Source organism: Neptunicoccus cionae (genome assembly GCF_002860325.1).
Lineage (GTDB): Bacteria > Pseudomonadota > Alphaproteobacteria > Rhodobacterales > Rhodobacteraceae > Amylibacter > Amylibacter lutimaris.
Genome location: NZ_PKOJ01000007.1, coordinates 166,210 through 187,729 on the forward strand (window position 1 = coordinate 166,210; position 21,520 = coordinate 187,729).

Sequence of the window (21,520 nt, forward strand, 5' to 3'; positions counted from 1 at the left end):
GTCTTGGCAATTGAACGGGAATGGCGTGTAGTGGCATGGGAAATGAAACCTTGGTTGATGCCTATAAATTAGGCGAAGCGATTAAAATGTGTGCAGGTTTGGAAGGTGTATGCAGGAATTGGTAAGCGCTGCGCAAATGCGTGCGATCGAGAGGAAAGCAATCTCCGGCGGGGCCGTAACCGGACAGGAACTGATGGAGCGTGCGGGGGAAGGGCTGGTTTCTGCTGTGCTGGAATGCTGGCCGGTATTTACCAGCGGTAAACATAGGGCCGTGGTTTTATGTGGACCGGGTAACAATGGCGGCGACGGGTTTGTGATTGCACGTCTGCTGGCCGCGTTGAATTGGACGGTGGAGGTGTATTTCGAAGACGCGCCGGACAAAATGCAACCCGAAGCGCGTCGCAATCTGGAGCGGTGGTCCGAAATTGGACCTGTGTTGCCTTTGTCCGGATTAGACCAAAGCGCGTTACTGACGGATCACTCAGATCAGGGGCCAACTTTGATCGTGGACGCCATATTTGGCACTGGCCTGGCCAGGCCTGTAGGTGCTCCTTGGGCCGAAGCCTTTGAGTTCTTAACCTCTGCAGAATGGAGGTCGAACGTGCATGTGGTTGCTGTCGATATATCATCCGGCATCTGCTCTGACAGCGGCAGGGTTCTTGGGGCGGGCCTTCCTTCGGATCTAACCGTTACATTCCACGGGGCGAAGATCGGGCATTACCTTGCTGACGGACCGGACTATTGCGGGCGGGTCGACATTCGGTCTATCGGGCTTGACGATCGGACAGGTGAAGCGTCCAGTGGAATGACCGCTTTGGTTTCATACCCACGCGAGACACGTCTGTTTGAAAAGGGGTATGACGCCAGACAATGCGGAACAGCGGGGCAGGGACGGTCCCGTCACAAATTTGACTACGGTCATGCCCTTATATGCTCCGGTCCTGCCACCAAAACCGGAGCGGCCCGCCTTTCCGCACGGGCAGCCCTGCGCATCGGGGCAGGGTTGGTCACAATAGCAAGCCCGCAAGATGCTTTGACAGAGAATAGCGCCCAACTTACGGCAGTAATGCTGAAGCAGGCCGACACAGCTGAGGAAATCGAAAATTTGCTATCGGATGATCGGATCTCCTCTGTCTGTATAGGGCCCGGATTTTCCCGCCTGTCCGATGGTGGTGCGCTTGATCACGAACATACCAGGCAAGTCGTTAAAACTGTGTTATGCGCCAAGCGGAAAACTGTCCTTGATGCGGACGCGCTTTCCGCTTTTGCGGAGGACCCGCAAGACCTGTTTGCCGCCCTGCACGACCTTTGTGTTATGACGCCCCACGAAGGGGAATTCAGGCGGTTGTTTCCGGATATTCACGGGCAATTGCATTCACCCGCACAGAACGGGCCGGCCTATAGCAAGATTGATGCAGCCAGACAGGCAGCTTCAAGGGCGGGCTGCGTCGTTCTGTTCAAAGGGCCGGATACTGTCATCGCAGAACCAACAGGCAAAACAGCGATTCATGCAGCACATTATGACCGCGCCGCACCCTGGTTGGCCACTGCCGGGTCCGGCGATGTTCTTGCCGGATTTATCTGCGGCTTGCTGGCCCGCGGCCGTAGCGTATTTGAAGCTGCACAACAGGCAGCTTGGCTGCACACGGAATGCGCAAGATTTTTTGGGCCGGGACTGATTGCAGAAGACCTGTCAGAAGTCTTGCCCGACGTCCTGCGCAGGATCGGGGGCTATCAGCCAAAGAGCAGCGGTGATTCCCTTTAAAGATTCTTCGAGTTTGCTTGCGAAAGGTTAAAATTCTGCAAATTCTCGCCGCCCGTTGTTTTACAGGCTGTAATTGGCGGCCACCCGCCCGTTTTTGCGCATTTTCCACTCGCCAAGGGCAGAAACACTTGTTAGAAGGGCGCCGGAATTGCGGGCAGTCCTTGGGCTGCCCTTGAGTTTTGCGGGTGTGGCGGAATTGGTAGACGCACCAGATTTAGGTTCTGGCGCCGCAAGGCGTGGGGGTTCAAGTCCCTTCACCCGCACCAAAAGATACCCCGTTCCGCGGGTGTCAGACTATGGCTGACTGGCCCATGACCAGCACGTTGAAGGATGAAAAATGCAGGTAACAGAGACACTTAACGAAGGCCTGAAGCGCGGCTATTCGATCACCGTCACAGCGGCAGAGCTGGAAGAGAAAGTGAACGCAAAACTGGCCGAAGCGCAGCCAACCATCGAAATGAAGGGCTTCCGTAAGGGTAAAGTTCCGATGGCTCTGCTTAAAAAGCAGTTCGGCAAGTCTGTTCTCGGCGAAGCCATGCAAGAAAGCATCGACGGCGCGATGAACGACCACTTCGAAGCTTCCGGTGACAAGCCTGCAATGCAGCCTGACGTGAAGATGACCAACGAAGATTGGGTTGAAGGTAACGACGTAGAAGTTTCCCTGAACTACGAGTGCCTTCCTGAAGTTCCGGAAACCGATTTCTCCAAAATCAAACTGGAGAAACTGGTCGCGAAAATCGAGGACGCTGACGTAGACGAAGCGCTCGGCAATCTGGCAGAAAGCGCTCAGAACTTCGAAGACCGCAAAGAAGGTGAAAAAGCCGAAGACGGTGATCAGGTTGTGATCAACTTCCTTGGTAAAGTTGACGGTGAAGCCTTCGAAGGCGGAGCTGCTGACGATTACCCGTTGGTTCTGGGCTCCAACTCCTTCATTCCGGGCTTTGAAGAACAACTCGTCGGTGCAAAAGCCGGTGATGACGTTGAAGTGAACGTTAAGTTCCCTGACGAATACGGCGCAGAGCATCTGGCAGGTAAAGACGCTGTTTTTGAATGCAAAATCAACGCTGTAAAAGCACCTGCTGCTGCTGAGATCAACGATGAACTGGCGCAGAAGTTCGGTGCGGAAGATCTTGCCGATCTGCGCAAGCAAATTTCCGATCGTCTGGAAGCCGAATACGGCAACGCTGCACGTATGGTTATGAAGCGCAAGCTGATGGACGAACTGGCTGCCGCTGTTTCCTTCGAATTGCCACCAACTCTGGTGGAAAACGAAGCCAAACAGATCGCGCACCAGCTGTGGCACGAAGAAAACCCTGACGTTCAGGGCCATGATCACCCTGAAATCGAAACAACAGACGAGCATAAAGAACTGGCAGAGCGCCGCGTTCGTCTTGGTCTGTTGCTTGCAGAAGTTGGCCAGAAACAGGAAATCACTGTTACCGATCAGGAACTGCAACAAGCTGCGATGCAACAAGCCCAGCAGTACCCGGGCCAAGAGCGTCAGTTCTTCGAATTCCTTCAGCAAAACGAACAGATGCAGCAACAAATGCGCGCGCCGATCTTTGAAGACAAAGTGGTGGACTACATTATCGCCCAGTCAGATGTTTCTGAAAAAGAGACAACCAAAGAAGGCCTGCAAAAAGCTGTTGAAGAGCTGGAAGCCGAATAGTCCCATCCCTTACGGGGTGTTAGGAAAGGGCGCCAGCGGCGCCCTTTTTTGCTTTGGACCGTACAAAGTTTTCGTTAACGGAGTCTCAACTTCGCGGTGCTAGAGTAGCTTTCACAGGCTTGTGTCTTTCGTGTGTTTGCCAACCGGCTTGACCGCGGGGAATACGCATTTCACACCTTGAAGCCCCTCAATCCCCGAACTACAGTCACCCGAACCCAAGACACACAAGATACAGGCCTTCATAAAATGAGAGATCCCCTCGAAGTTTACGCAAATACGCTCGTCCCTATGGTGGTGGAGCAAACGTCCCGTGGTGAACGGGCCTACGATATCTTCTCGCGCCTGCTGAAAGAACGGATCATTTTCGTATCCGGTCCGGTGCACGACGGTATGTCCACATTGATCGTGGCGCAATTGCTGTTTCTCGAAGCAGAAAACCCCAAAAAAGATATCGCCATGTATATCAACAGCCCGGGTGGTGTCGTTACCTCCGGTCTTTCGATCTATGACACGATGCAATATATCCGCCCCAAAGTTTCAACACTTTGTGTGGGGCAGGCGGCTTCCATGGGGTCTCTGCTGATGGCAGCGGGTGAACCGGGCATGCGTTTCTCGCTGCCAAACTCGCGCATCATGGTGCACCAGCCTTCCGGCGGTTTTCAGGGGCAGGCTTCCGACATTGCCCTGCACGCCAAAGAGATTCTGGAACTGAAGGACCGTCTGAACAAGATCTACGTCAAACACTGTAACCAGGATATTGAAACGGTTGAGAAAGCGCTTGACCGGGACAATTTCATGACCGCCGAAGAGGCGAAAGACTGGGGTCTGATCGACGAAATCGTTCAGAAACGTGAAAACGAACCCGATGCGCCATAAGGCAGTCTAAGGTATTTATTCACACTTTCCTGTTATCCCTGCGGCGTGGCATAGCGTCATGTCGCAGGGTGTGCGACCAAATTTCAGTGCGGAATATTGGCATTGTACACAGGTAAATTCTGCCATACGGTGGGAAAAAGCCAGGGTGAACGCTGGTAAATTGTGCCAACTGGCGCGACGTTCGGGCAAAAATAGCGGAGTATAAAGATGGCAAATTCAGGCGGCGGAGACGCAAAAAACACGCTGTATTGCTCTTTTTGCGGCAAAAGCCAGCATGAAGTGCGTAAACTGATCGCGGGACCGACTGTATTTATATGTGATGAATGCGTCGAACTTTGCATGGATATCATCCGCGAAGAAGCGAAATCCGGTTTGGTGAAATCCGGTGAAGGTGTTCCGACACCACAAGAAATCTGCAAGGTGCTGGACGATTACGTAATCGGTCAGGCGACCGCAAAACGCGTGTTGTCGGTGGCGGTTCACAACCATTACAAACGGCTGAATCACGCTGAAAAGAATTCCGAGATCGAGTTGGCGAAATCCAACATCCTTCTGATCGGCCCGACAGGTTGTGGTAAAACACTGCTGGCCCAAACTCTTGCACGTATTCTGGATGTGCCTTTCACGATGGCCGATGCGACGACGCTGACCGAAGCCGGCTACGTGGGCGAGGATGTTGAAAACATCATTCTCAAACTGCTGCAAGCATCCGAATACAATGTAGAACGCGCCCAACGGGGCATCGTCTATATCGACGAAGTGGACAAAATCACGCGCAAGTCTGACAATCCGTCGATCACCCGTGATGTCAGTGGTGAAGGTGTGCAGCAGGCCTTGCTGAAAATTATGGAAGGCACTGTAGCTTCTGTTCCTCCGCAAGGTGGCCGCAAACATCCGCAGCAGGAATTCCTGCAGGTGGATACGACAAACATCCTTTTTGTCTGCGGTGGTGCTTTTGCCGGGCTTGAAAAGATTATCGGCCAACGGGGTAAAGGCTCTGCCATCGGTTTTGGCGCTGATGTGAAAGAGGAAGAATCCCGTGGTGTTGGCGAAGTGTTTACTGAGCTGGAACCGGAAGACCTGTTGAAATTCGGTCTCATTCCGGAATTCGTTGGCCGCCTGCCTGTCATCGCGACACTCACCGATCTGGACGAAGACGCCTTGGTAACGATCCTTTCCGAACCGAAAAACGCACTGGTAAAGCAGTACCAGCGCCTGTTCGAGCTGGAAGATGCGGAACTGACTTTCACACCGGATGCGCTCTCTGCAATTGCCAAACGGGCGATCGAGCGCAAGACAGGCGCACGGGGGCTGCGTTCCATCATGGAAGACATCCTGTTGAACACCATGTTCGAACTTCCCGGCCTTGAAAATGTTCGTGAGGTTGTCGTTAACGAAGAAGCTGTACGCCGTGAGGCAGAGCCTCTTATCGTTTACGCAGACGCAGAGGGTGAAGCCGCCACGGCGAGCTAACTCCCAATTAGAATTAAATGGCTAACGGCGGGGTTTTCCCCGCCGTTTTCGTTTCTGTGATAGAAAAAACATCAATTTCAATGCGTTCCTGTTTGCATAACGCCGTTATTTTTGATCACTCTCGTCCTGTGTCGAAGTGATTGAAAGTACCCCCATGCCACGCCATCTGGAAACCATCACCCAATCCAAGCTCTTTGTAGAACCGTGGTTAAAGCCTGCCACAAGCCGGCTGCCCGGTGTGAACCTGCTAAATTGGGACGACTGGTTATTGGTGGATGATGCGTTTGACCGGCAGATGGAGTATCGCGATCACCTGCTTTCCGAAAAACGGGCCGAAGTGTTCGGCTCCAATCCCAAAGCCGACAGCGCCAAGAAGGAGCTTCTCCGTAAAATCTGTGAGAACCTGAGTTCGAAGCAGGGGTACACCATGGAAACCGGCCGTGTTACCCGGCCAGACGGTATCACCGTGCCACTGAACGATGATGACCCGCTTGTTACAGCCGGAAGGCTCGTCCAACAGGATTTTTGCCTTCTGGAGCGGGGGGAGCACGAACATATCCTTCGCGCTGCGGTTCTGTGCTTTCCATCCAGCTGGCGATTGGCCGAGAAGATCGACAAACCTATGTCCGCAATCCATGTTCCGGTTCAAAGCTACAGCGCTGAACTGGCGAAACGGGTCCAGAGGATTTTCGACAATATCGGTGAAAATAATCCGGTGTGGCGTGCAAACTATCTCTATTACGCCACTGCGAATCTGTTTCAGCCCGAACGGGAAACGGGCATCGATTCCACGACAGGAAATTGGGTGAGGGTAGAGCGCCAGTCGCTCGTTTACCTGCCAGATAGTAAGTATCTGGCCTTTGGCATCCACACCCATGTCGTCCCGATTTCCTCTTTCAGCGCGGAAGAGAAAAAGGTCTTCCTAGAGGCTTGGGGCAACCACAAACATTACGCCGTCAGCGGGTCAGCATAGAGCCTAGCCGGAATTTTACCTTCGGCGCTTCGGCCATATGCCTGTTCAGGCGTTTGCTGACCAAGCCGAAAAAGCCGACGATCAACAGTGTGAAGAACACAAAATAGACTGCGATAATCGGGTAGGGCACGAACGGGTTGAACGTGGCTTCAGCGAAATAGCTTGCATAATAAAGCCCGTCCGCTTCCCTGCGCCATGCAGGGAAACCGGAAAAGAACACCAGCGCGGTGGAGTGAAACAGGAAGATGGCTTCGTTTGAATAGGATGGCCATGCCAGCCGGAGCATGGTTGGAAAGACAATGCGGCGGAACTTTTTGAATCCGGCCATGCCGAAAGCATCTGCTGCTTCTATATCGCCACGTGGAATGGATTTCAGGGCACCGGTGAAAATCTCGGCGCTGTAGGCAGACGTGTTCAGGAACAGCACCACCGTTGCGCCGAGCCATGCCTTGGTTAACCAACTGGTGCTGGCCGTCAATGTGGCAAAGCCCAAGGGGATTTCAACGCCGACACGGGGAAGTTGGACAAACAGTTCGTAGGCAAAGAAAAACTGGATAAACAGTGGCGAACCGCGGAAGACGAACACAAAAAAATCCGCAGGTAACCGTAGATAAGCTGGGCCGTTGACGCGCGCGAATGCCAGCATGGTTGCAAACACGAAACCGAACAGTATTGCGACCACAGCAAAGTATACGTTCCACATCATCCCGCTTCCGATGAGGATGATCTGATCGCAGAGGGTTATGTCTGATTTTGGCAATAGTCGCTCGCCAAAACCTATGGAACGAAAGGCATAGGAGGAGAAGGATTCTGCACAGCTCATTTTGCAACCGCCATTCCACGGGACGCACGCGCGAATACCCTGTCAAACACCCTCTGGCTGATCCAGGTCAGAAGAAGGTAAAACACCATAAGGGCTGCGAAATACCAGATACGCCAGTCCGGATGGGGGTAGGAATATGCCTGCGTTTTCATACCGCCCAGTTCTTTGGCCCAATACACGATGTCCTTGATCCCGAGCAGAAACAGCAAGGGTGTTGCTTTGATTAAAATCATCCAGAGATTGGAAAGGCCGGGCAGGGCATAGACCCACATCTGTGGCATGTGAACGCGCCAGAATGTCTGCCGTTCGGTCATCCCGAATGCACGGGCGGTTTCAAGTTGCCCTTTGGGAACCGCTGCCAGCGCTCCGTGGAGCGTATTTGCTGTGAAGGCCCCGAATACAATGGCGAAAGTAATGACGGCGAGCGTGAAGCCCCAAGCTTCGTGCATCCATTGAGGCGACGGACCAAGGGGCATTTTGGCCGCCTGACAGACAACGAAATCATTGCCCTGATAAATCGGGCCGACAACCTCCGGACATTTTACCTTGTGACGGAGAACCTCGACCGCTTGATCCAGCGCGATCGGGAAGAACAGGAAGAACACAATATCGGGCACACCGCGCACAATCGAGGTATAGCCAAGTCCAATCCAGCGGAACGGGGCGAACCCCGAACGTCGGGCAAGGGCGCCGGCAAAGCCGAGAAACAAGATTGGTGGCACCGCTGCTGCGAGCAAGGCAAGCACGGTCAGGATGCTGTAATACATCGCAGCGTGCTTAGGTGTGGTCAGATAACACGACAGCCATTTCAGGCCCTCAATCGCCTTGGGATCGGCGCAAAATTCAAACATCTTTCGCGGCCCCGTGCACCTGAAGGAAAGAAAAAGGGTAGGGTGGACAATGACTTGTCCACCCTGAAGGGTTTACCACTGAGGCGCGTCGCCTTCGAACCATTTCGCCAGCATGGTGTTAAGCGTACCGTCGGCTTTCATCGAGTCGATTGCCTTGTTCAGCGTGGCTTTCAGTTCTGTATCGCTCTCGCGAAGGCCGATACCGATGCCGCCGCCAATGGCTACATCCTCACCGATGAATTCCAGCATACCGTTGCTCTCGGCCACGATCGGCGCGAGATAGTCCTTATCTGCCAGAACAGCATCGGCTTCACCGTTGCGCACTGCGGCAACGGTTTCATCTGGCGTTGCGAATTCTACCAGAGTTGCGCCCATTTCCGACACATGGCCTGCCTGAATGGTGTTGGTTTGCGCGGCGATAATCGCGCCGGACAGGTCAACGTCCATTCCTGCCGCGCCAACAAAGGCAGACGGGGAAGGCGGGTAATATTCGTTTGAGAAATCAATGACTTCGTCACGCTCTGGAGTAACAGACATGCCAGCTATGATTGTGTCATAGTTGCCGGAAACGAGATTTGGAATGATGCTGTCCCAATCATTGGTAACCCATGTGCATTCCAGTTCGGCACGTTTGCAGATCTCATCTCCCAACTCCCGCTCGAAGCCGTCGACTTCGCCGGCATCGTTGATGAAGTTATACGGAGGGTAGGCGCCCTCGGTTCCCATACGGATCGGATCCGCTACAGCGGTTCCGGCTGCCAGTGCAGATAATGCGGCTGCAAGTACTAGTTTTTTCATCGTTTTCTCCTTGTTGGGCTGCGACCCGTTTAGTGAGTTGAGCTTAAGAATTGCTGCAACCTCGTTGATTTTGTATTTCCGAATACCTCATCCGGAGGGCCTTGCTCTTCGATAACCCCCTGATGCAGGAAAACTACGTGGCTCGCAACATCACGGGCCATCTTCATATCATGGGTAACCAATAGCATTGTGCGGCCTTCCGCGGCGAGATCTTTGATGACGTTAACAACTTCCGCCTCTGTTTCCGGATCAAGTGCGGAGGTCGGTTCATCAAATAGCATGGCCGTGGGTTCCATCGCCAGCGCGCGGGCAATGGCAGCACGCTGTTGTTGCCCCCCTGAAAGCTGGGAAGGATAACGATCCGATTTATCCCCGATACCAACCTTGTCGAGCAGGCGCTGCCCGAGTTCGATTGCCGCATTTTTCTCGGCACCAAGCACAGTTACGGGCGCCTCGATCACGTTCTCAAGTATTGTGAGATGGGACCAGAGGTTAAACTGTTGAAAAACCATAGAAAGATTGGTTCTGAACCGCCGCACCTGATCTTTGTCGGCGGGCATCCGGTTGTGAGAGGAATTTTTCCAACTGACAGGTTCACCCGCGATGACAATGTCACCTTGCTGGGCCGTTTCCAGCAGATTAACGCAGCGCAGGAGTGTGCTTTTACCAGAACCGGAAGAACCGATCAGGACAATGACATCCCCCTTGCAGGCGGTTAAGTCGACCCCTTTGATTACTTCAAGATCACCGTAACTTTTGTGGATATTCCGTAGCTCGATCACGGGCGCGGCAGAATCTGTCAAGACGAAGGTCCATTTTAACCAGTTTTAAGCGCCCCAAATTGTTATATGAGGCACAATAAGTCAATTGGTAGAAGCAGGTTTCCTTCTGGTCAATCAGCAGATTTTTCGTCTTTAAGCCAGCTATTTTCCTGCGGGTGTTCGTCCCGTTGGAAATCCGGCTTGAGTAAGGGCATGCAGGATCGAATGGCGTAGTTGCCGTTTGTCGACTTTTCTTTTCGCAATATAGTCTACGCATCCGGCTTTGAACGCCGAAGCCACCACATCGCCATCCAGATCACCGGCGATAAGAATAGGCGACGCATTTGCATTGTTTTCGTATTTTTCCAAGATCTTCAACGCTTCCAACCCGTTGCCTTCCGGAAGCCGGTAATCAATGAAAACAATATGAAATTTCGACTCTTGGATGAGTTTTTCAAATGCAATCAGGGAAGCACAACTCGTAAACTCAATAGGAAGACCGGTATGTTTGGCAATCCGGCGCAGCCGTTTTCGATCAAAATTACTGTCATCCAGAATCAAAGCCTGAACAATTGCTTCATTTTTGTAAATCAGGGGAGCTTGGTCTTCCGATTTAAGGGCGAAATCGTCTGCTGGCATTAATAGATCTCCGTTTGGGCAAGTAACGCAATATTGCTCGCAGATCTCTAAGAATTTATTAATCCGCTTGCTGCGTTCTTAACTTTTAGTCCTGAACCGATCGCGGGGTCCTTAAGGCAGGCCTTGACGCGCAGGCCCCGGCCGGTCTCCGGGAATGCAGTTTCCAGTAGCAGCGTGCCACGATAGGATTCCGCAATCTTCAGGGCAAGCGCCAAGCCGATGCCGCTTCCTTCAACTTCATCTTTGGATCGCAGCGAGGTCAAAAGCTGGGTGGCTTTCTCTCGCAGATGGATCGGGATGCCCGGACCATCGTCTACCATCACAACCTCAATCCGGTGATCCGTAGAAACGATTTTCAGTTCCAGGCACCTTGTTTTCTGATCGCTGTGCTTTACTGCATTTTCCAGCAGCACAAGACATAGGTTTGAAAAGTCCGGTTCGAAGGCTAGCAGCTGGTTTGTGTTATGGTGTGTTGTAAGCTTGATTGAGGACGGCAGGGCTACTGCCTGACGAAGTTCCTTCATTTTGGCGGGCAAGTTGATCACAGAGAGCTTCTGGTAAAGACCCACGCGGGAGTAGGTTTGAAGGCCGTTTATCAACTGTTCAAGCCGCGTGCCATTGACGATCAGTGCATTCAGATTCTCCTGAACCTCGGCAGATACTTCTGTTTGGGCCTCTGCAAGATCTTCGAAGATCCATTTCGGAAGCTCTACAAGAGCGCGGATGGTTTCCGATAAATCGTGCGTGACCTTATACAAGAGTTGGTCAGCCGACGATGCGCGCGTGTGTAACACAGTAATCTCATCCGTTTGGTTACCGGAGTTTGACCACGTAACATTTAATTTTTTACTAAGCAGGGACAAAATTTTTACGCGTGAAATAATCGCATAATGAATATTATGTTAATTTTACTATTGAGTAATATTGACCGTCTCCCCGAAACACCCGTTTCAGAGAAACGATAAATTAAGGAATAGCGCTTATGACTTCAGGATCACGTTCGGCGCAATATCATCAGGATCGATCATCAATTCGATCAAGGCGCCGTTGGTCTTCGTCTTTGCTGCCGCGAAAGCGTCGGCGAAGTCTTCCGTTTTCTCTACGCGCTGGCTCCAGAAGCCATAGGCTTTGGCAAGTTGCGTGAAATCGGGATTTATGATCTCTGTGCCACTGGGCCGCCCTTCGTAGCGGCGCTCCTGATGCAGCCGGATTGTGCCGTACATCCCGTTGTTCAGCAGCAGGATAATCGGTTGCAAACCGTATTGCAGCATGGTGCCAAGTTCTTGGGAAGACATCTGAAAATCGCCATCGCCCGCAAAGCAGACGACCTGACGTTTCGGATCCGCAGCCTTGGCCGCCAGTGCTGCCGGAAGACCTGCACCCATAGCGCCGGATTGCGGCCCAAGCAACCGCTTGTCACCGTGATACTGGATGTAGCGACCGGACCAGATTGCAAAGTTTCCAGCGCCGTTGGTCAGGATCACATCATCGTCCAGAACCGCACGCAGGTGTTCGCAAACCTTGGCCATATCCACCGGGCCTTTGGCCGGCTTGGGTGTCAGAGTTGCAAGGTATTTGGGTTGAATTTGGCTTAAATGATCGTTGTAATTTGCTGTTATCAATGGGTTTAATGCGTTAATGAATGCGTGTGGCGCAGATTGGATTGCAACGTCAGGCTGGTAAACCTTGCCGATCTCATCCGCCGAGATATGGCTGTGAATGATCTTCTGCTTTGCATTGGGAACATCCAACAAGGTCCAACCGTCTGTCACGGTTTCGCCAAAACGGATGTTAACGGCTAGAATAACATCCGCGTTTGAAATGGCCTCGCGGATATGGGGAGCCATACCGAACCCCGCATCACCGATGAAGTTCGGCCCGCGGTTGTCGATCAGGTCCTGACTGCGAAAAACAGAGGCGACGGGAATAGAAGTTTTCTGCGCAAATTCGGACAAGGCGTCCCTGCCCTGTTGTGTCCAGCCGCCACCGCCAACGATCATTAGTGGCGTTTTGGCGTTGTTCAACACGTCCGCCGCAGCCTGAACTGCAGCAGGATCAGGCGCAGGATGGAAGGGTTTTATTGGCTTGCACGGCTCTGCGTCGGTCATATCCGTCAGCATGTCTTCGGGCAGAGCCACCACAACCGGACCCGGACGCCCCGATGTGGCCATCTGGAATGCACGCGCCACGATTTCGGGAATTCGGTCCGCATTGTCTACCTCGGTCGCCCATTTGGCGATCGGCCCAAAGAACGCACGGTAATCCACTTCCTGAAAAGCTTCCCTGTCGCGCATGTCACGTCCGATTTGCCCGACGAACAGGATCATGGGGGTGCTATCCTGCATGGCGGTGTGCACCCCGATAGAGGCATTTGTCGCGCCCGGTCCGCGTGTGACAAAACAGATGCCGGGCTTGTTCGTCAGTTTGCCGTAAGCTTCTGCTGCGAAAGACGCGCCGCTTTCGTGGCGTGTTGTGATCAGGCGCATCTGGTTTTGCACATCGTAAAGCGCATCCAACACGGCAAGATAGCTTTCGCCCGGGACTCCGAAAGCCGTATCAACGCCTTGTTCCAAAAGACATTTAATCAACAGTTCTCCGCCAGTCCGTGCCATGCCAGCCTACCCTTTTTCCGTTTGCTGCAAATTTATGCGGAATGTGTGACAGAACTCACTTATTTTACAATCGAAAAATGGGACAGTTGTTTCAGCCAAACGCGAAAGCAGTTTGACTTGCAGGTTCGGAGGGTCGTTCTTCCCGGTTCAATACGCTTCGAACCTGCTTTAAATCCTTCCGCATTTCCCAAAAAAAAGCCCCGCCGGATGGCAGGGCTTTCAAGAACTAACAGTGTCGCGGGTTTAGCCGCCCATTGTCTTTGCAACTTCCGCTGCAAAATCTTCTTCTTTTTTCTCAATGCCTTCGCCTACTTCCAGACGTACAAAAGATACGATTTCCGCACCGGCGTCTTTGGCAGCCTGACCAACTGTTACGTCAGGGTTGATGACGAATGCCTGGTTGTTCAGGGTCACTTCGGAGTAGAACTTCTTCATCCGGCCTTTGATCATGTTTTCAATGATGTTCTCAGGCTTGCCGGATTCACGGGCTTGCTCGGTCAGAACGTTTTTCTCACGCTCGATTACGGCAGGGTCCAGATCTTCTTCGGACAGGGAGGCAGGGTTGGTCGCTGCAACGTGCATGGCAACCTGCTTGGCAAACGCTTCGTCGCCGCCTTTCAGCGCAACCAGAACACCGATCTTGCCCAGACCGTCAGCAGCCGCTGCGTGGATGTAAGAGCCGACAACATCGCCGGTTACTTTGGCCATGCGGCGCACGGACATGTTTTCACCGATTGTGGCGATCGCATCGGTCACAACGTCAGTGACTGTCTTGCCACCCATATCAGCAGTTTTCAGCGCTTCAACGTCATCCACGGAAACAGCAGCGGCAACGATGCCGTTTACCATTTTCTGGAAGTCGGCGTTTTTGCCAACAAAATCGGTTTCCGCGTTCACTTCAACGGCAACACCAACGCCGCCTTCAACTTTAACGCCGACCAGACCTTCAGCCGCTGTACGACCGGATTTCTTCGCCGCTGTTGCCAGACCTTTGGTGCGCAGCCAGTCCATTGCGGCTTCCATGTCGCCGTCGGTTTCTGTCAGGGCTTTTTTGGCGTCCATCATGCCTGCGCCGGATTTTTCGCGCAGTTCTTTAACGAGTGCAGCTGTGATAGCCATCTTCATCTCTCCTAAATGCGGTAAGAGTCGGGGATGCGTTTACACCCCCGAGGTATCAGTAATGTGAAAGCCGATCAGGCTTCTGCAACAGCTTCTTCAGCTGGCGCTTCTTCCAGGGACCCGATGTCGATACCTGCAGAACCCATAGCAGCTGCCATACCGTCCAGTGCCGCACGGGCGATCAGGTCGGTGTAAAGCGCAATCGCACGAGCCGCATCGTCGTTGCCCGGGATCGGGTAGTCGATGTTCTCTGGTGCAGAGTTGGAGTCCAGAACAGCAATCACAGGGATGCCCAGCTTGTTGGCTTCCTGAACTGCAAGGGATTCTTTGTTGGTGTCGATGACAACGATCAGGTCGGGAACACCGCCCATTTCGCGAACACCACCCAAGGATGCTTGCAGTTTAGCCTGCTCGCGTTCCATACCAAGACGTTCTTTCTTGGTCAGGCCTTCAGCGCCGCTTGCCAGTTTCTCGTCGATGTCTTTGAGGTGCGCAATACGCTTGGAAACTGTCTGCCAGTTTGTAAGCGTGCCACCCAGCCAGCGGTGGTTCATGTAGTATTGCGCGGAACGCTCGGCAGCTTCTGCAACTGCGTTTGCAGCCTGACGCTTGGTGCCTACGAACAGGATACGGCCGCCTTTGGCAACAGTTTCGCGTGTCACTTGCAGGGCCTGATCCAGCAGAGGAACTGTCTGTGTCAGGTCGAGAATGTGGATGCCGTTGCGCTGGCCATAGATGTACTGACCCATACGTGGGTTCCAGCGGTGTGTCTGGTGGCCGAAGTGTACGCCTGCTTCAAGCAGTTGACGCAATGTGAACTCGGGAAGAGCCATTGGATTTTCCTTTTCCGGTTTAGCCTCAGCGGGAGAAGGAATGGCACCTGCCGTTCCAACCGGTTGGAGCTTTGGGGATGTCTCCCCCAAAACCCGCAGACCCCGCCTGTGGATTTAAGTGAGGTCGCTATAGGGGGCATATCTGTGCTTGGCAAGGGCTTTCGCACATAAATCGCCGCCTTTAGCGGGCGAAAGGGTGTGATTTGCGCGGGACAGCGGGATTAGTAACTGTAGAAGCTGATAAACGGGGTTGTTTAAGTGTATAACAGCATTATTCCCCCTTGCCAGCCCGCGCCGCACAGATCAAAAGGACGCCATGACACCCCCTGCCCCCATCCTCTGTATCGGTTCCGTTCTCTGGGACATTGTTGGCCGCTCCGAACGCGCTATGAAAGCAGGGCACGATGTGCCCGGCCGGATCATCCGCATTCCCGGCGGCGTTGCCATGAATATCGCAATGGCCCTGCGCGCCCATGACGTGCCAGTCTCGCTTCTCACTGCCTTGGGCGATGATGCAGCGGGACGGGAATTGCTGATGGAAGCCACCGCACGGGGCATGGAAACGGCTTTTGTGCATGTGTCCAAATCCTATCCGACAGACCAGTATATGGCGATTGAGGGCAGCAACGGTCTGATCGCGGCGATTGCTGATGCCCACTCCCTTGAAGAACAGGCCGACGCGGTGATCGCACCACTCGGCGACGGGCGGTTGGGCACGGCGGGCGATCCGTTTGACGGGCTTGTTGTGTGTGAAGGCAACCTGCCCCGCGACACACTGGATTACATCAGCAGCGCTGCCGAGTTCCGCGTCGCTGACATCCGTCTAGCACCCGCATCACCCGGCAAGGCAGAACGGCTGAAACCTTTTGTCGGTCACGGCCATGCGACGGCCTATGTCAACCTGATTGAAGCCAATATCCTCCTGAACACCAAACTCGACAGCGCCGCCGAGGCCGCCCGCCAACTGGCCGCCACCGGACTTTACCGCGCTGTCGTAACGGATGGTCCGAACGCAGCCGCTGTGGCGGATGCCAACGGGGTTTTGTCCCAAACGCCGCCCGTTGTTAAAGTCCTGCGTGTCACCGGTGCGGGTGACGTGTTCATGGCCAGCCATATCGTTGCCGAAAGCCGCGGTTTAACCGGCGCAGAAGCGCTGGATTTCGCGCTCGACTACACTTCTAAATACATATCCACGGAGACCCCGCTTTGACCCTTCCTCTCGTCTATTCCGCAGAAGTCAGCAAAGCCATGGCCGAGGGCGCCCCTGTCGTGGCGCTGGAAAGCACAATTATCACCCATGGCATGCCCTATCCGGCCAATCTGGAGACCGCTCGGGAGGTGGAACAGGTAGTGCGCGACAATGGTGGGGTACCGGCTACAATCGCGATTATCGATCACAAGATCCATATCGGTCTGGAAGCAGACACGCTGGAAAGCCTCGCACAAGCCAAAGACGTCATGAAACTCTCCCGCGCGGATCTGGCAGTGGCGGTTTCCAACGGGCGCACGGGTGCAACAACTGTGGCGGCAACGATGATCTGCGCTGAACTGGCCGGCATTGATGTCTTCGCAACCGGTGGGATCGGTGGCGTTCACAAAGGGGCAGAAACCAGCTTTGACGTTAGCGCCGATCTGACAGAACTGTCCCAAACCGCCGTCACTGTTGTTTGCGCCGGTGCCAAGGCGATCCTTGATCTGCCCAAAACACTGGAAGTGCTGGAAACCAACGGGGTTCCGGTCATCGGCTATCAAAGCGACGATTTTCCCGCCTTCTGGTCCCGCGTCTCCGGCCTTGCCGCGCCACTGCGCATGGATTCCCCCGAAGAAATCGCCAAAGCCCATAAAATGCGCGCAACCCTTGGCCTTGAGGGTGGACAACTCGTCGCCAACCCGATCCCTGAAGAGTCAGAAATCGACGCGGATTACCTGAACCCGATCATTGCTCAGGCCGTGGCCGAGGCCGACGCCCAGAATATCGGCGCAAAACAGGTCACGCCTTTCCTGCTGGGTCGTATTGTTGAACTGACCGAAGGCAAGTCGCTGAAATCCAACATTGCGCTGGTGAAGAATAACGCAGCGCTTGGTGCGAAAATCGCCCGCGCTCTGAAAGATCTGTAATGACGTCTCCGCTGATCACCCGTATCGAGGCTGCGCTGGAAGAGGGTAAACTTTCTGCCGACCTGCTGCGCAAGGCGCAGGCGAGCAAGGATATCTCGGAACGCGCACTCGCCTATATGGTGCTCAGCGAACCGCATCTGCGCGAAAGCCTTGGCAATTTCAAGCCCCGCAAAGCTGACGCGCAGGCCATTCTTGCCTATCTGCTGGACTGTATAAAACTCGATCTCGACTGGGATGAGGATTACGCCAACTCCCGCGAGGATGCGCTCTACGAACTGACCGCGCCACTGGATCCGTACTGGCACAAAAACGGTGCCGGTATCAGCGAAGACGCGTTCTGGGACCGGATTGAAACCTTTCTGAAGAACGATCTTACGGAATATTGCGAAGATTTCGCGCCGGAATTCCTGCAGGAACAGGCTGACTCCCCGGCCTTCAAGGCCCGTATCTCCCGCTGGAAACAGGACCCGAAGCTCAATCCCTACATTGACGCACTGGAAACAGAGGAGCGCTGAGTTCACCCGACGCTTCAATGTTCCCGAAATACTCACCCAACAGAGCGGGATTGCACCCCCGTAGCAGAAGTCTTAGATATTCTTCTGTATTATAGAGCGAACGAACCATGGCCCGAAAACCAAACACTCCAAGGCGCAAACGCCCCGGCCTTCTGGTTCGGGTGCGCGGCAATTTTCTGACCGGACTGGCCATTGTGCTGCCCGTGGCGCTGACCATCTGGATGATCTGGGCCTTTGTCGGGTTTGTGGACAGCCGCGTACTGCCTCTGGTGCCGGAGGCTTATAAGCCTTCAACGGAATGGCGCGGGTATGGTGTCATCGTGTTTCTGGCTTTCACCACCGTTGTCGGGGCCAGCTTCAAAGGGCTGTTTGGCCGCCAGCTTCTGAAATACATCGAAAGCCTTGTGGACCGGATGCCGATCGTGCGCACGATCTATAACGGCGTGAAACAGATCGTTGAAACCATCCTGAACCAGTCCAACGCCAGCTTTGAAAAAGCCTGTCTGGTGGAATACCCCCGCAAGGGCATCTGGGCCATTGCCTTTGTCTCGACTTCCTCCAAAGGTGAAATCTTGACCAAGACAGGACAGGAGTCGATGATGTCGGTCTTTCTGCCCACCACCCCGAATCCGACATCGGGCTTTTTGCTTTTCGTCCCGAGTGAAGATGTAATTTACCTTGATATGGACGTGGAAGCCGCCGCGAAACTTGTGATCTCTGCCGGGCTGGTCATGCCGCCCAGCAAAGAGGAAATTGCCGCGGGGCGTGCGCAATCCGTCAAGGTTAGACACAGTTAATGCTCTCCGCTGCTCTGACCGGATATTTCACTGCATTTTCCCTGATTCTTGCTATTGGTGCGCAAAATGCTTTTGTGCTGCGTCAGGGGCTGTTGCGCAGCCATGTCTTCCTCATCTGCCTGTTTTGTGCAGTGTCCGACGCACTTCTGATTACAGCAGGTGTAGCAGGTTTTGGTGCGATGGTCGGTTATTTTCCCCGCCTGCCCTTTTATCTGTCCCTTTTCGGCGCCGCCTTCCTGCTGTTCTACGGCGCTACCCGTTTTCTTGCCGCATGGCGCGGGGATTACACGATGGAACTATCCGGCAAAGGGCTGGACCTGTGGCCTGCCCTTGGGGTGGTCTTTGCCTGCACATGGCTGAACCCTCACGTCTATCTCGACACGCTCGGCCTGATCGGTGCGGTCAGCACGCAGTTTGAACCGGCAGCCGAAAAATGGGCCTTCGGCATTGCGGCGGCGTTGGCATCGTTCAGCTTCTTCTTCGGACTGGGCTATGGTGCGCGTCTTCTGGCGCCGGTCATGCAGACCACTGCAACCTGGCGGGTGCTCGACATTGGAATTGGTATCGTGATGTGGCTGATCGCCTTCGGACTGATCGCCAGCCTTGGCACATATTAAAAAAGGCGCGTAAACCGCGCCTTTTCAGCTTATTACCCGTTAAACCTAAAGCGGTTTATCCACAGGATTTGCGGATCGCCGCGATATTCTCGCCATAATGCTGTGGCGTACCGCCTTTGAACACGGCAGACCCCGCAACCATCGCATCTACTCCGGCCGCGCGAGCCAGAGGCGCTGTTTCCGGCGTAACGCCGCCGTCAATCTCCAGCCAGATCGGACGGTCCCCGATCATCTTGCGCACCCGTTCCATCTTGGGCAACTGGCTGTGCAGGAACTTCTGCCCGCCAAAACCGGGGTTTACCGTCATCACTAGGATCAGATCGATCTTGTCGAGACAGTATTCGATCACGCTCTCCGGCGTGGATGGATTTAGCGCAACGCCAGCCTTACATCCAAGCGAGCGGATATACTGCAAGGAGCGGTCCAAATGGGGTCCGGCCTCGGCATGGATGGTGATAATATCCGCACCCGCCTTGGCAAAGGCCTCAAGATAGGGATCGGCGGGTGATATCATCAGATGGCAATCCATCACCGTTTTGCAATGGGGGCGCAGCGCGGCGACAACATCAGGTCCGATGGTGATGTTGGGCACGAAATGTCCGTCCATAACGTCAATATGTACCCAGTCACAGCCCTGTTCCTCAATCGCGCGGACCTCTTCACCCAATCGGGCGAAATCCGCAGAAAGGATCGAGGGCGCAATTTTCAGGTCACGGGCAGGGTCAAATTCCACAGGCATGGCAGCAGTCCTTCGGTTAAGCAGCTCGCCTTCTGATACGCAGAAAAGGCCAGCTGTAAAAGACCCGACGCGAGGTTTTTATACAAACTTCTGGACGGGCGGGCATCCCCACCCCAAGCTTAACCTGTGTGTTAGGAGACGTGTAATAAACAGTACATAAACCGCGCGTATAAAGCGGACACATTTTGGGAGAAGACAATGAAAATGAACAAGACAAGCCTCGGCGTGGTGCTTGCCACTGCTGCGGTCGTAACAGGAGCCCCGTTGATGGCGGAAAACCGGATTGACACCCAAAGGCCGGACGCGCCTGCTCTTGCTGCTTACGGCAGCCATAAAGTTGGTGTGCGCCAGATCGAAATGACCAATCCTAACCAGATCAATATTCTGGCCATTGATCCGGCGGCCGACAAACCGGGTGAAATGCCCCGCTATGATCGCGACCTGACCGTCGAAGTCTGGTATCCCGCCGCCGATGATGCCAGCGGCGATACTGTCCTGAAGGCAGAAATCCGCGATGGTAAAACTGTGGTGGACCTTCACGGACAGGCCATGCGGGATGCAGCGCCGAAGGACGGTAAATATCCGTTTGTCCTGATCAGCCACGGCTATCCGGGGAACCGGTTTCTGCTGTCCCATCTGGCAGAAAACATTGCGTCTAAAGGCTATGTCGTCGCCTCTGTCGATCACACCGACAGCACCTATTCGGATAAAGCCGCATTTGGATCGACACTGGTTAACCGCTCGCTGGATCAAAAGTTCGTTCTGAATCAGATTGCAGCCCTGTCTGAAGGGGGGGACGGCTTCCTCTCCGGTCTGGCGGATACGGACAACAGCGCATTGATCGGATATTCCATGGGCGGCTACGGCGCGGTGATTTCTGCGGGTGGCGGGGTCACACAGGCAGCGGTGGATTACGCTTGGGGCGGTCCGCACGGAACGCTCGGTGTACATCTGTCAGGGTCCGAAACCCACAATGCCCTGCCCGACCCGCGCTTTAAAACCGCGGTGGCTTTTGCCCCATGGGGGCTGACCTACGGCTTCTGGGATGCAGAGACCCTGAAAGGCGTGCAAATCCCGATGTTGTTTATCGCCGGTTCGATTGATGATGTATCAGGCTATGATCCGGGCGTGCGCTCTATCTGGCAGGGAGCTGTGAATGTAGACCGCGCGCTTTTGACCTTCGAGAATGCCAATCACAATGCCGCCGCCCCTTATCCCGCCCCGCAAGAAGGCCGCGAGGTGGATGTGGAACTCGGATTTGCAGCCTTTGACCACTACGCAGATCCGGTCTGGGATACAGCGCGGATGAACAATATCGCGCAGCATTTCGTCACCGCATGGCTTGGCAAATATCTCGGGAATGATGGGGATATGGAGCCGTTTCTGTCGCTGGAGCCAAACGCCAAGGATGGCGTCTGGTCCGCAAATGAAGATGGCAGCTTCAAGGAAGACCATACCTATTGGGCAGGTTTCCCCAATCGCACAGCCGCAGGGCTGCGCTATGAGGTTCTGCCAAAGGCCGAGTAAATCCCGGCCCTTTTA

At 54.2% G+C, this 21,520-nt stretch carries 21 protein-coding genes and 1 tRNA gene; 12 read left to right on the forward strand and 10 right to left on the reverse strand.

Annotated features, from left to right (window positions below; genetic code table 11):
- The first annotated feature begins 109 nt into the window (after positions 1-109).
- The 6 genes from C0U40_RS15950 to C0U40_RS15975 all read left to right on the forward strand — a co-directional run bounded on the left by C0U40_RS15950 (position 110) and on the right by C0U40_RS15975 (position 6,756).
- Complete coding sequence (locus C0U40_RS15950; protein WP_101656804.1) at positions 110-1,765, forward strand: NAD(P)H-hydrate dehydratase; 1,656 nt, start codon at positions 110-112, stop codon at positions 1,763-1,765.
- A 181-nt stretch (positions 1,766-1,946) separates the two neighbouring features.
- Positions 1,947-2,031, forward strand: a tRNA-Leu gene (locus C0U40_RS15955).
- 71 nt (positions 2,032-2,102) lie between these two features.
- Positions 2,103-3,434: a trigger factor gene (gene tig, locus C0U40_RS15960; protein WP_101656805.1), complete on the forward strand. Its 1,332-nt coding sequence runs from the start codon at positions 2,103-2,105 to the stop codon at positions 3,432-3,434.
- 246 nt (positions 3,435-3,680) lie between these two features.
- Positions 3,681-4,310: an ATP-dependent Clp endopeptidase proteolytic subunit ClpP gene (clpP, locus tag C0U40_RS15965; RefSeq protein WP_101656806.1), complete on the forward strand. Its 630-nt coding sequence runs from the start codon at positions 3,681-3,683 to the stop codon at positions 4,308-4,310.
- 207 nt (positions 4,311-4,517) lie between these two features.
- Complete coding sequence (gene clpX / locus C0U40_RS15970; RefSeq protein ID WP_101656807.1) at positions 4,518-5,783, forward strand: ATP-dependent Clp protease ATP-binding subunit ClpX; 1,266 nt, start codon at positions 4,518-4,520, stop codon at positions 5,781-5,783.
- Between the two features lie 154 nt (positions 5,784-5,937).
- Positions 5,938-6,756, forward strand: a complete 819-nt coding sequence (locus C0U40_RS15975) for a heme-dependent oxidative N-demethylase family protein (RefSeq protein ID WP_101656808.1) — start codon at positions 5,938-5,940, stop codon at positions 6,754-6,756.
- Here C0U40_RS15975 and C0U40_RS15980 read toward each other — a convergent pair.
- From C0U40_RS15980 to rpsB, 9 genes are all read right to left on the reverse strand, one after another.
- Complete coding sequence (locus C0U40_RS15980) at positions 6,740-7,579, reverse strand: ABC transporter permease (RefSeq protein ID WP_101656809.1); 840 nt, start codon at positions 7,577-7,579, stop codon at positions 6,740-6,742. The genes C0U40_RS15975 and C0U40_RS15980 overlap by 17 nt on opposite strands.
- Positions 7,576-8,430, reverse strand: coding sequence for an ABC transporter permease (locus tag C0U40_RS15985; protein ID WP_101656810.1), 855 nt, complete (start codon positions 8,428-8,430; stop codon positions 7,576-7,578). The genes C0U40_RS15980 and C0U40_RS15985 overlap by 4 nt, the downstream gene beginning before the upstream one ends.
- 72 nt (positions 8,431-8,502) lie before the next feature.
- Entirely contained in the window at positions 8,503-9,228 is a 726-nt protein-coding gene (locus C0U40_RS15990; RefSeq protein WP_101656811.1) for a transporter substrate-binding domain-containing protein, read from the reverse strand.
- Positions 9,229-9,257: 29 nt separating this feature from the next.
- Positions 9,258-10,031, reverse strand: a complete 774-nt coding sequence (locus tag C0U40_RS15995; protein ID WP_101656812.1) for an ABC transporter ATP-binding protein — start codon at positions 10,029-10,031, stop codon at positions 9,258-9,260.
- A 120-nt stretch (positions 10,032-10,151) separates the two neighbouring features.
- Positions 10,152-10,628 (reverse strand): response regulator, encoded by a 477-nt coding sequence (locus tag C0U40_RS16000; protein WP_101656813.1) that lies wholly within the window; start codon positions 10,626-10,628, stop codon positions 10,152-10,154.
- A gap of 47 nt (positions 10,629-10,675) precedes the next feature.
- Positions 10,676-11,491 carry an ATP-binding protein gene (locus C0U40_RS16005; protein WP_145991950.1) on the reverse strand — a complete coding sequence of 272 codons (816 nt, stop codon included), beginning with the start codon at positions 11,489-11,491 and terminating at the stop codon, positions 10,676-10,678.
- A 117-nt stretch (positions 11,492-11,608) separates the two neighbouring features.
- On the reverse strand, positions 11,609-13,240 hold the full coding sequence (locus C0U40_RS16010; RefSeq protein WP_101656815.1) for a thiamine pyrophosphate-binding protein: 1,632 nt from the start codon (positions 13,238-13,240) through the stop codon (positions 11,609-11,611).
- 243 nt (positions 13,241-13,483) lie between these two features.
- Positions 13,484-14,359 carry a translation elongation factor Ts gene (tsf, locus tag C0U40_RS16015; RefSeq protein WP_101656816.1) on the reverse strand — a complete coding sequence of 292 codons (876 nt, stop codon included), beginning with the start codon at positions 14,357-14,359 and terminating at the stop codon, positions 13,484-13,486.
- Between the two features lie 74 nt (positions 14,360-14,433).
- Entirely contained in the window at positions 14,434-15,192 is a 759-nt protein-coding gene (rpsB, locus tag C0U40_RS16020; protein ID WP_101656817.1) for a 30S ribosomal protein S2, read from the reverse strand.
- Positions 15,193-15,508: 316 nt separating this feature from the next.
- Between rpsB and C0U40_RS16025 the strand changes: the two genes are divergently transcribed.
- The 5 genes from C0U40_RS16025 (at position 15,509) to C0U40_RS16045 (ending at position 19,239) form a co-directional block, all read left to right on the forward strand.
- A complete protein-coding gene (locus C0U40_RS16025; protein WP_101656818.1) occupies positions 15,509-16,402 on the forward strand; it encodes a PfkB family carbohydrate kinase in 894 nt (297 codons plus the stop codon).
- Positions 16,399-17,310 (forward strand): pseudouridine-5'-phosphate glycosidase, encoded by a 912-nt coding sequence (locus C0U40_RS16030; RefSeq protein ID WP_286135045.1) that lies wholly within the window; start codon positions 16,399-16,401, stop codon positions 17,308-17,310. The genes C0U40_RS16025 and C0U40_RS16030 overlap by 4 nt, the downstream gene beginning before the upstream one ends.
- Positions 17,310-17,825 carry a hypothetical protein gene (locus C0U40_RS16035; RefSeq protein WP_101656820.1) on the forward strand — a complete coding sequence of 172 codons (516 nt, stop codon included), beginning with the start codon at positions 17,310-17,312 and terminating at the stop codon, positions 17,823-17,825. The genes C0U40_RS16030 and C0U40_RS16035 overlap by 1 nt, the downstream gene beginning before the upstream one ends.
- 107 nt (positions 17,826-17,932) lie before the next feature.
- Positions 17,933-18,622 (forward strand): DUF502 domain-containing protein, encoded by a 690-nt coding sequence (locus tag C0U40_RS16040; RefSeq protein WP_101656821.1) that lies wholly within the window; start codon positions 17,933-17,935, stop codon positions 18,620-18,622.
- Entirely contained in the window at positions 18,622-19,239 is a 618-nt protein-coding gene (locus C0U40_RS16045) for a LysE/ArgO family amino acid transporter (RefSeq protein WP_101656822.1), read from the forward strand. Before C0U40_RS16040 ends, C0U40_RS16045 begins: the two co-directional genes overlap by 1 nt.
- 55 nt (positions 19,240-19,294) lie before the next feature.
- On the opposite strand, the gene rpe is transcribed toward C0U40_RS16045, so the two are convergent.
- Positions 19,295-19,978: a ribulose-phosphate 3-epimerase gene (gene rpe / locus C0U40_RS16050; protein ID WP_180957726.1), complete on the reverse strand. Its 684-nt coding sequence runs from the start codon at positions 19,976-19,978 to the stop codon at positions 19,295-19,297.
- A 198-nt stretch (positions 19,979-20,176) separates the two neighbouring features.
- On the opposite strand from rpe, the gene C0U40_RS16055 reads away from it, so the two are divergent.
- The gene (locus C0U40_RS16055) at positions 20,177-21,505 is read left to right on the forward strand and encodes an alpha/beta hydrolase family protein (protein WP_101656823.1); all 1,329 of its coding nucleotides are present in this window, start codon (positions 20,177-20,179) and stop codon (positions 21,503-21,505) included.
- Positions 21,506-21,520 lie beyond the last annotated feature (15 nt).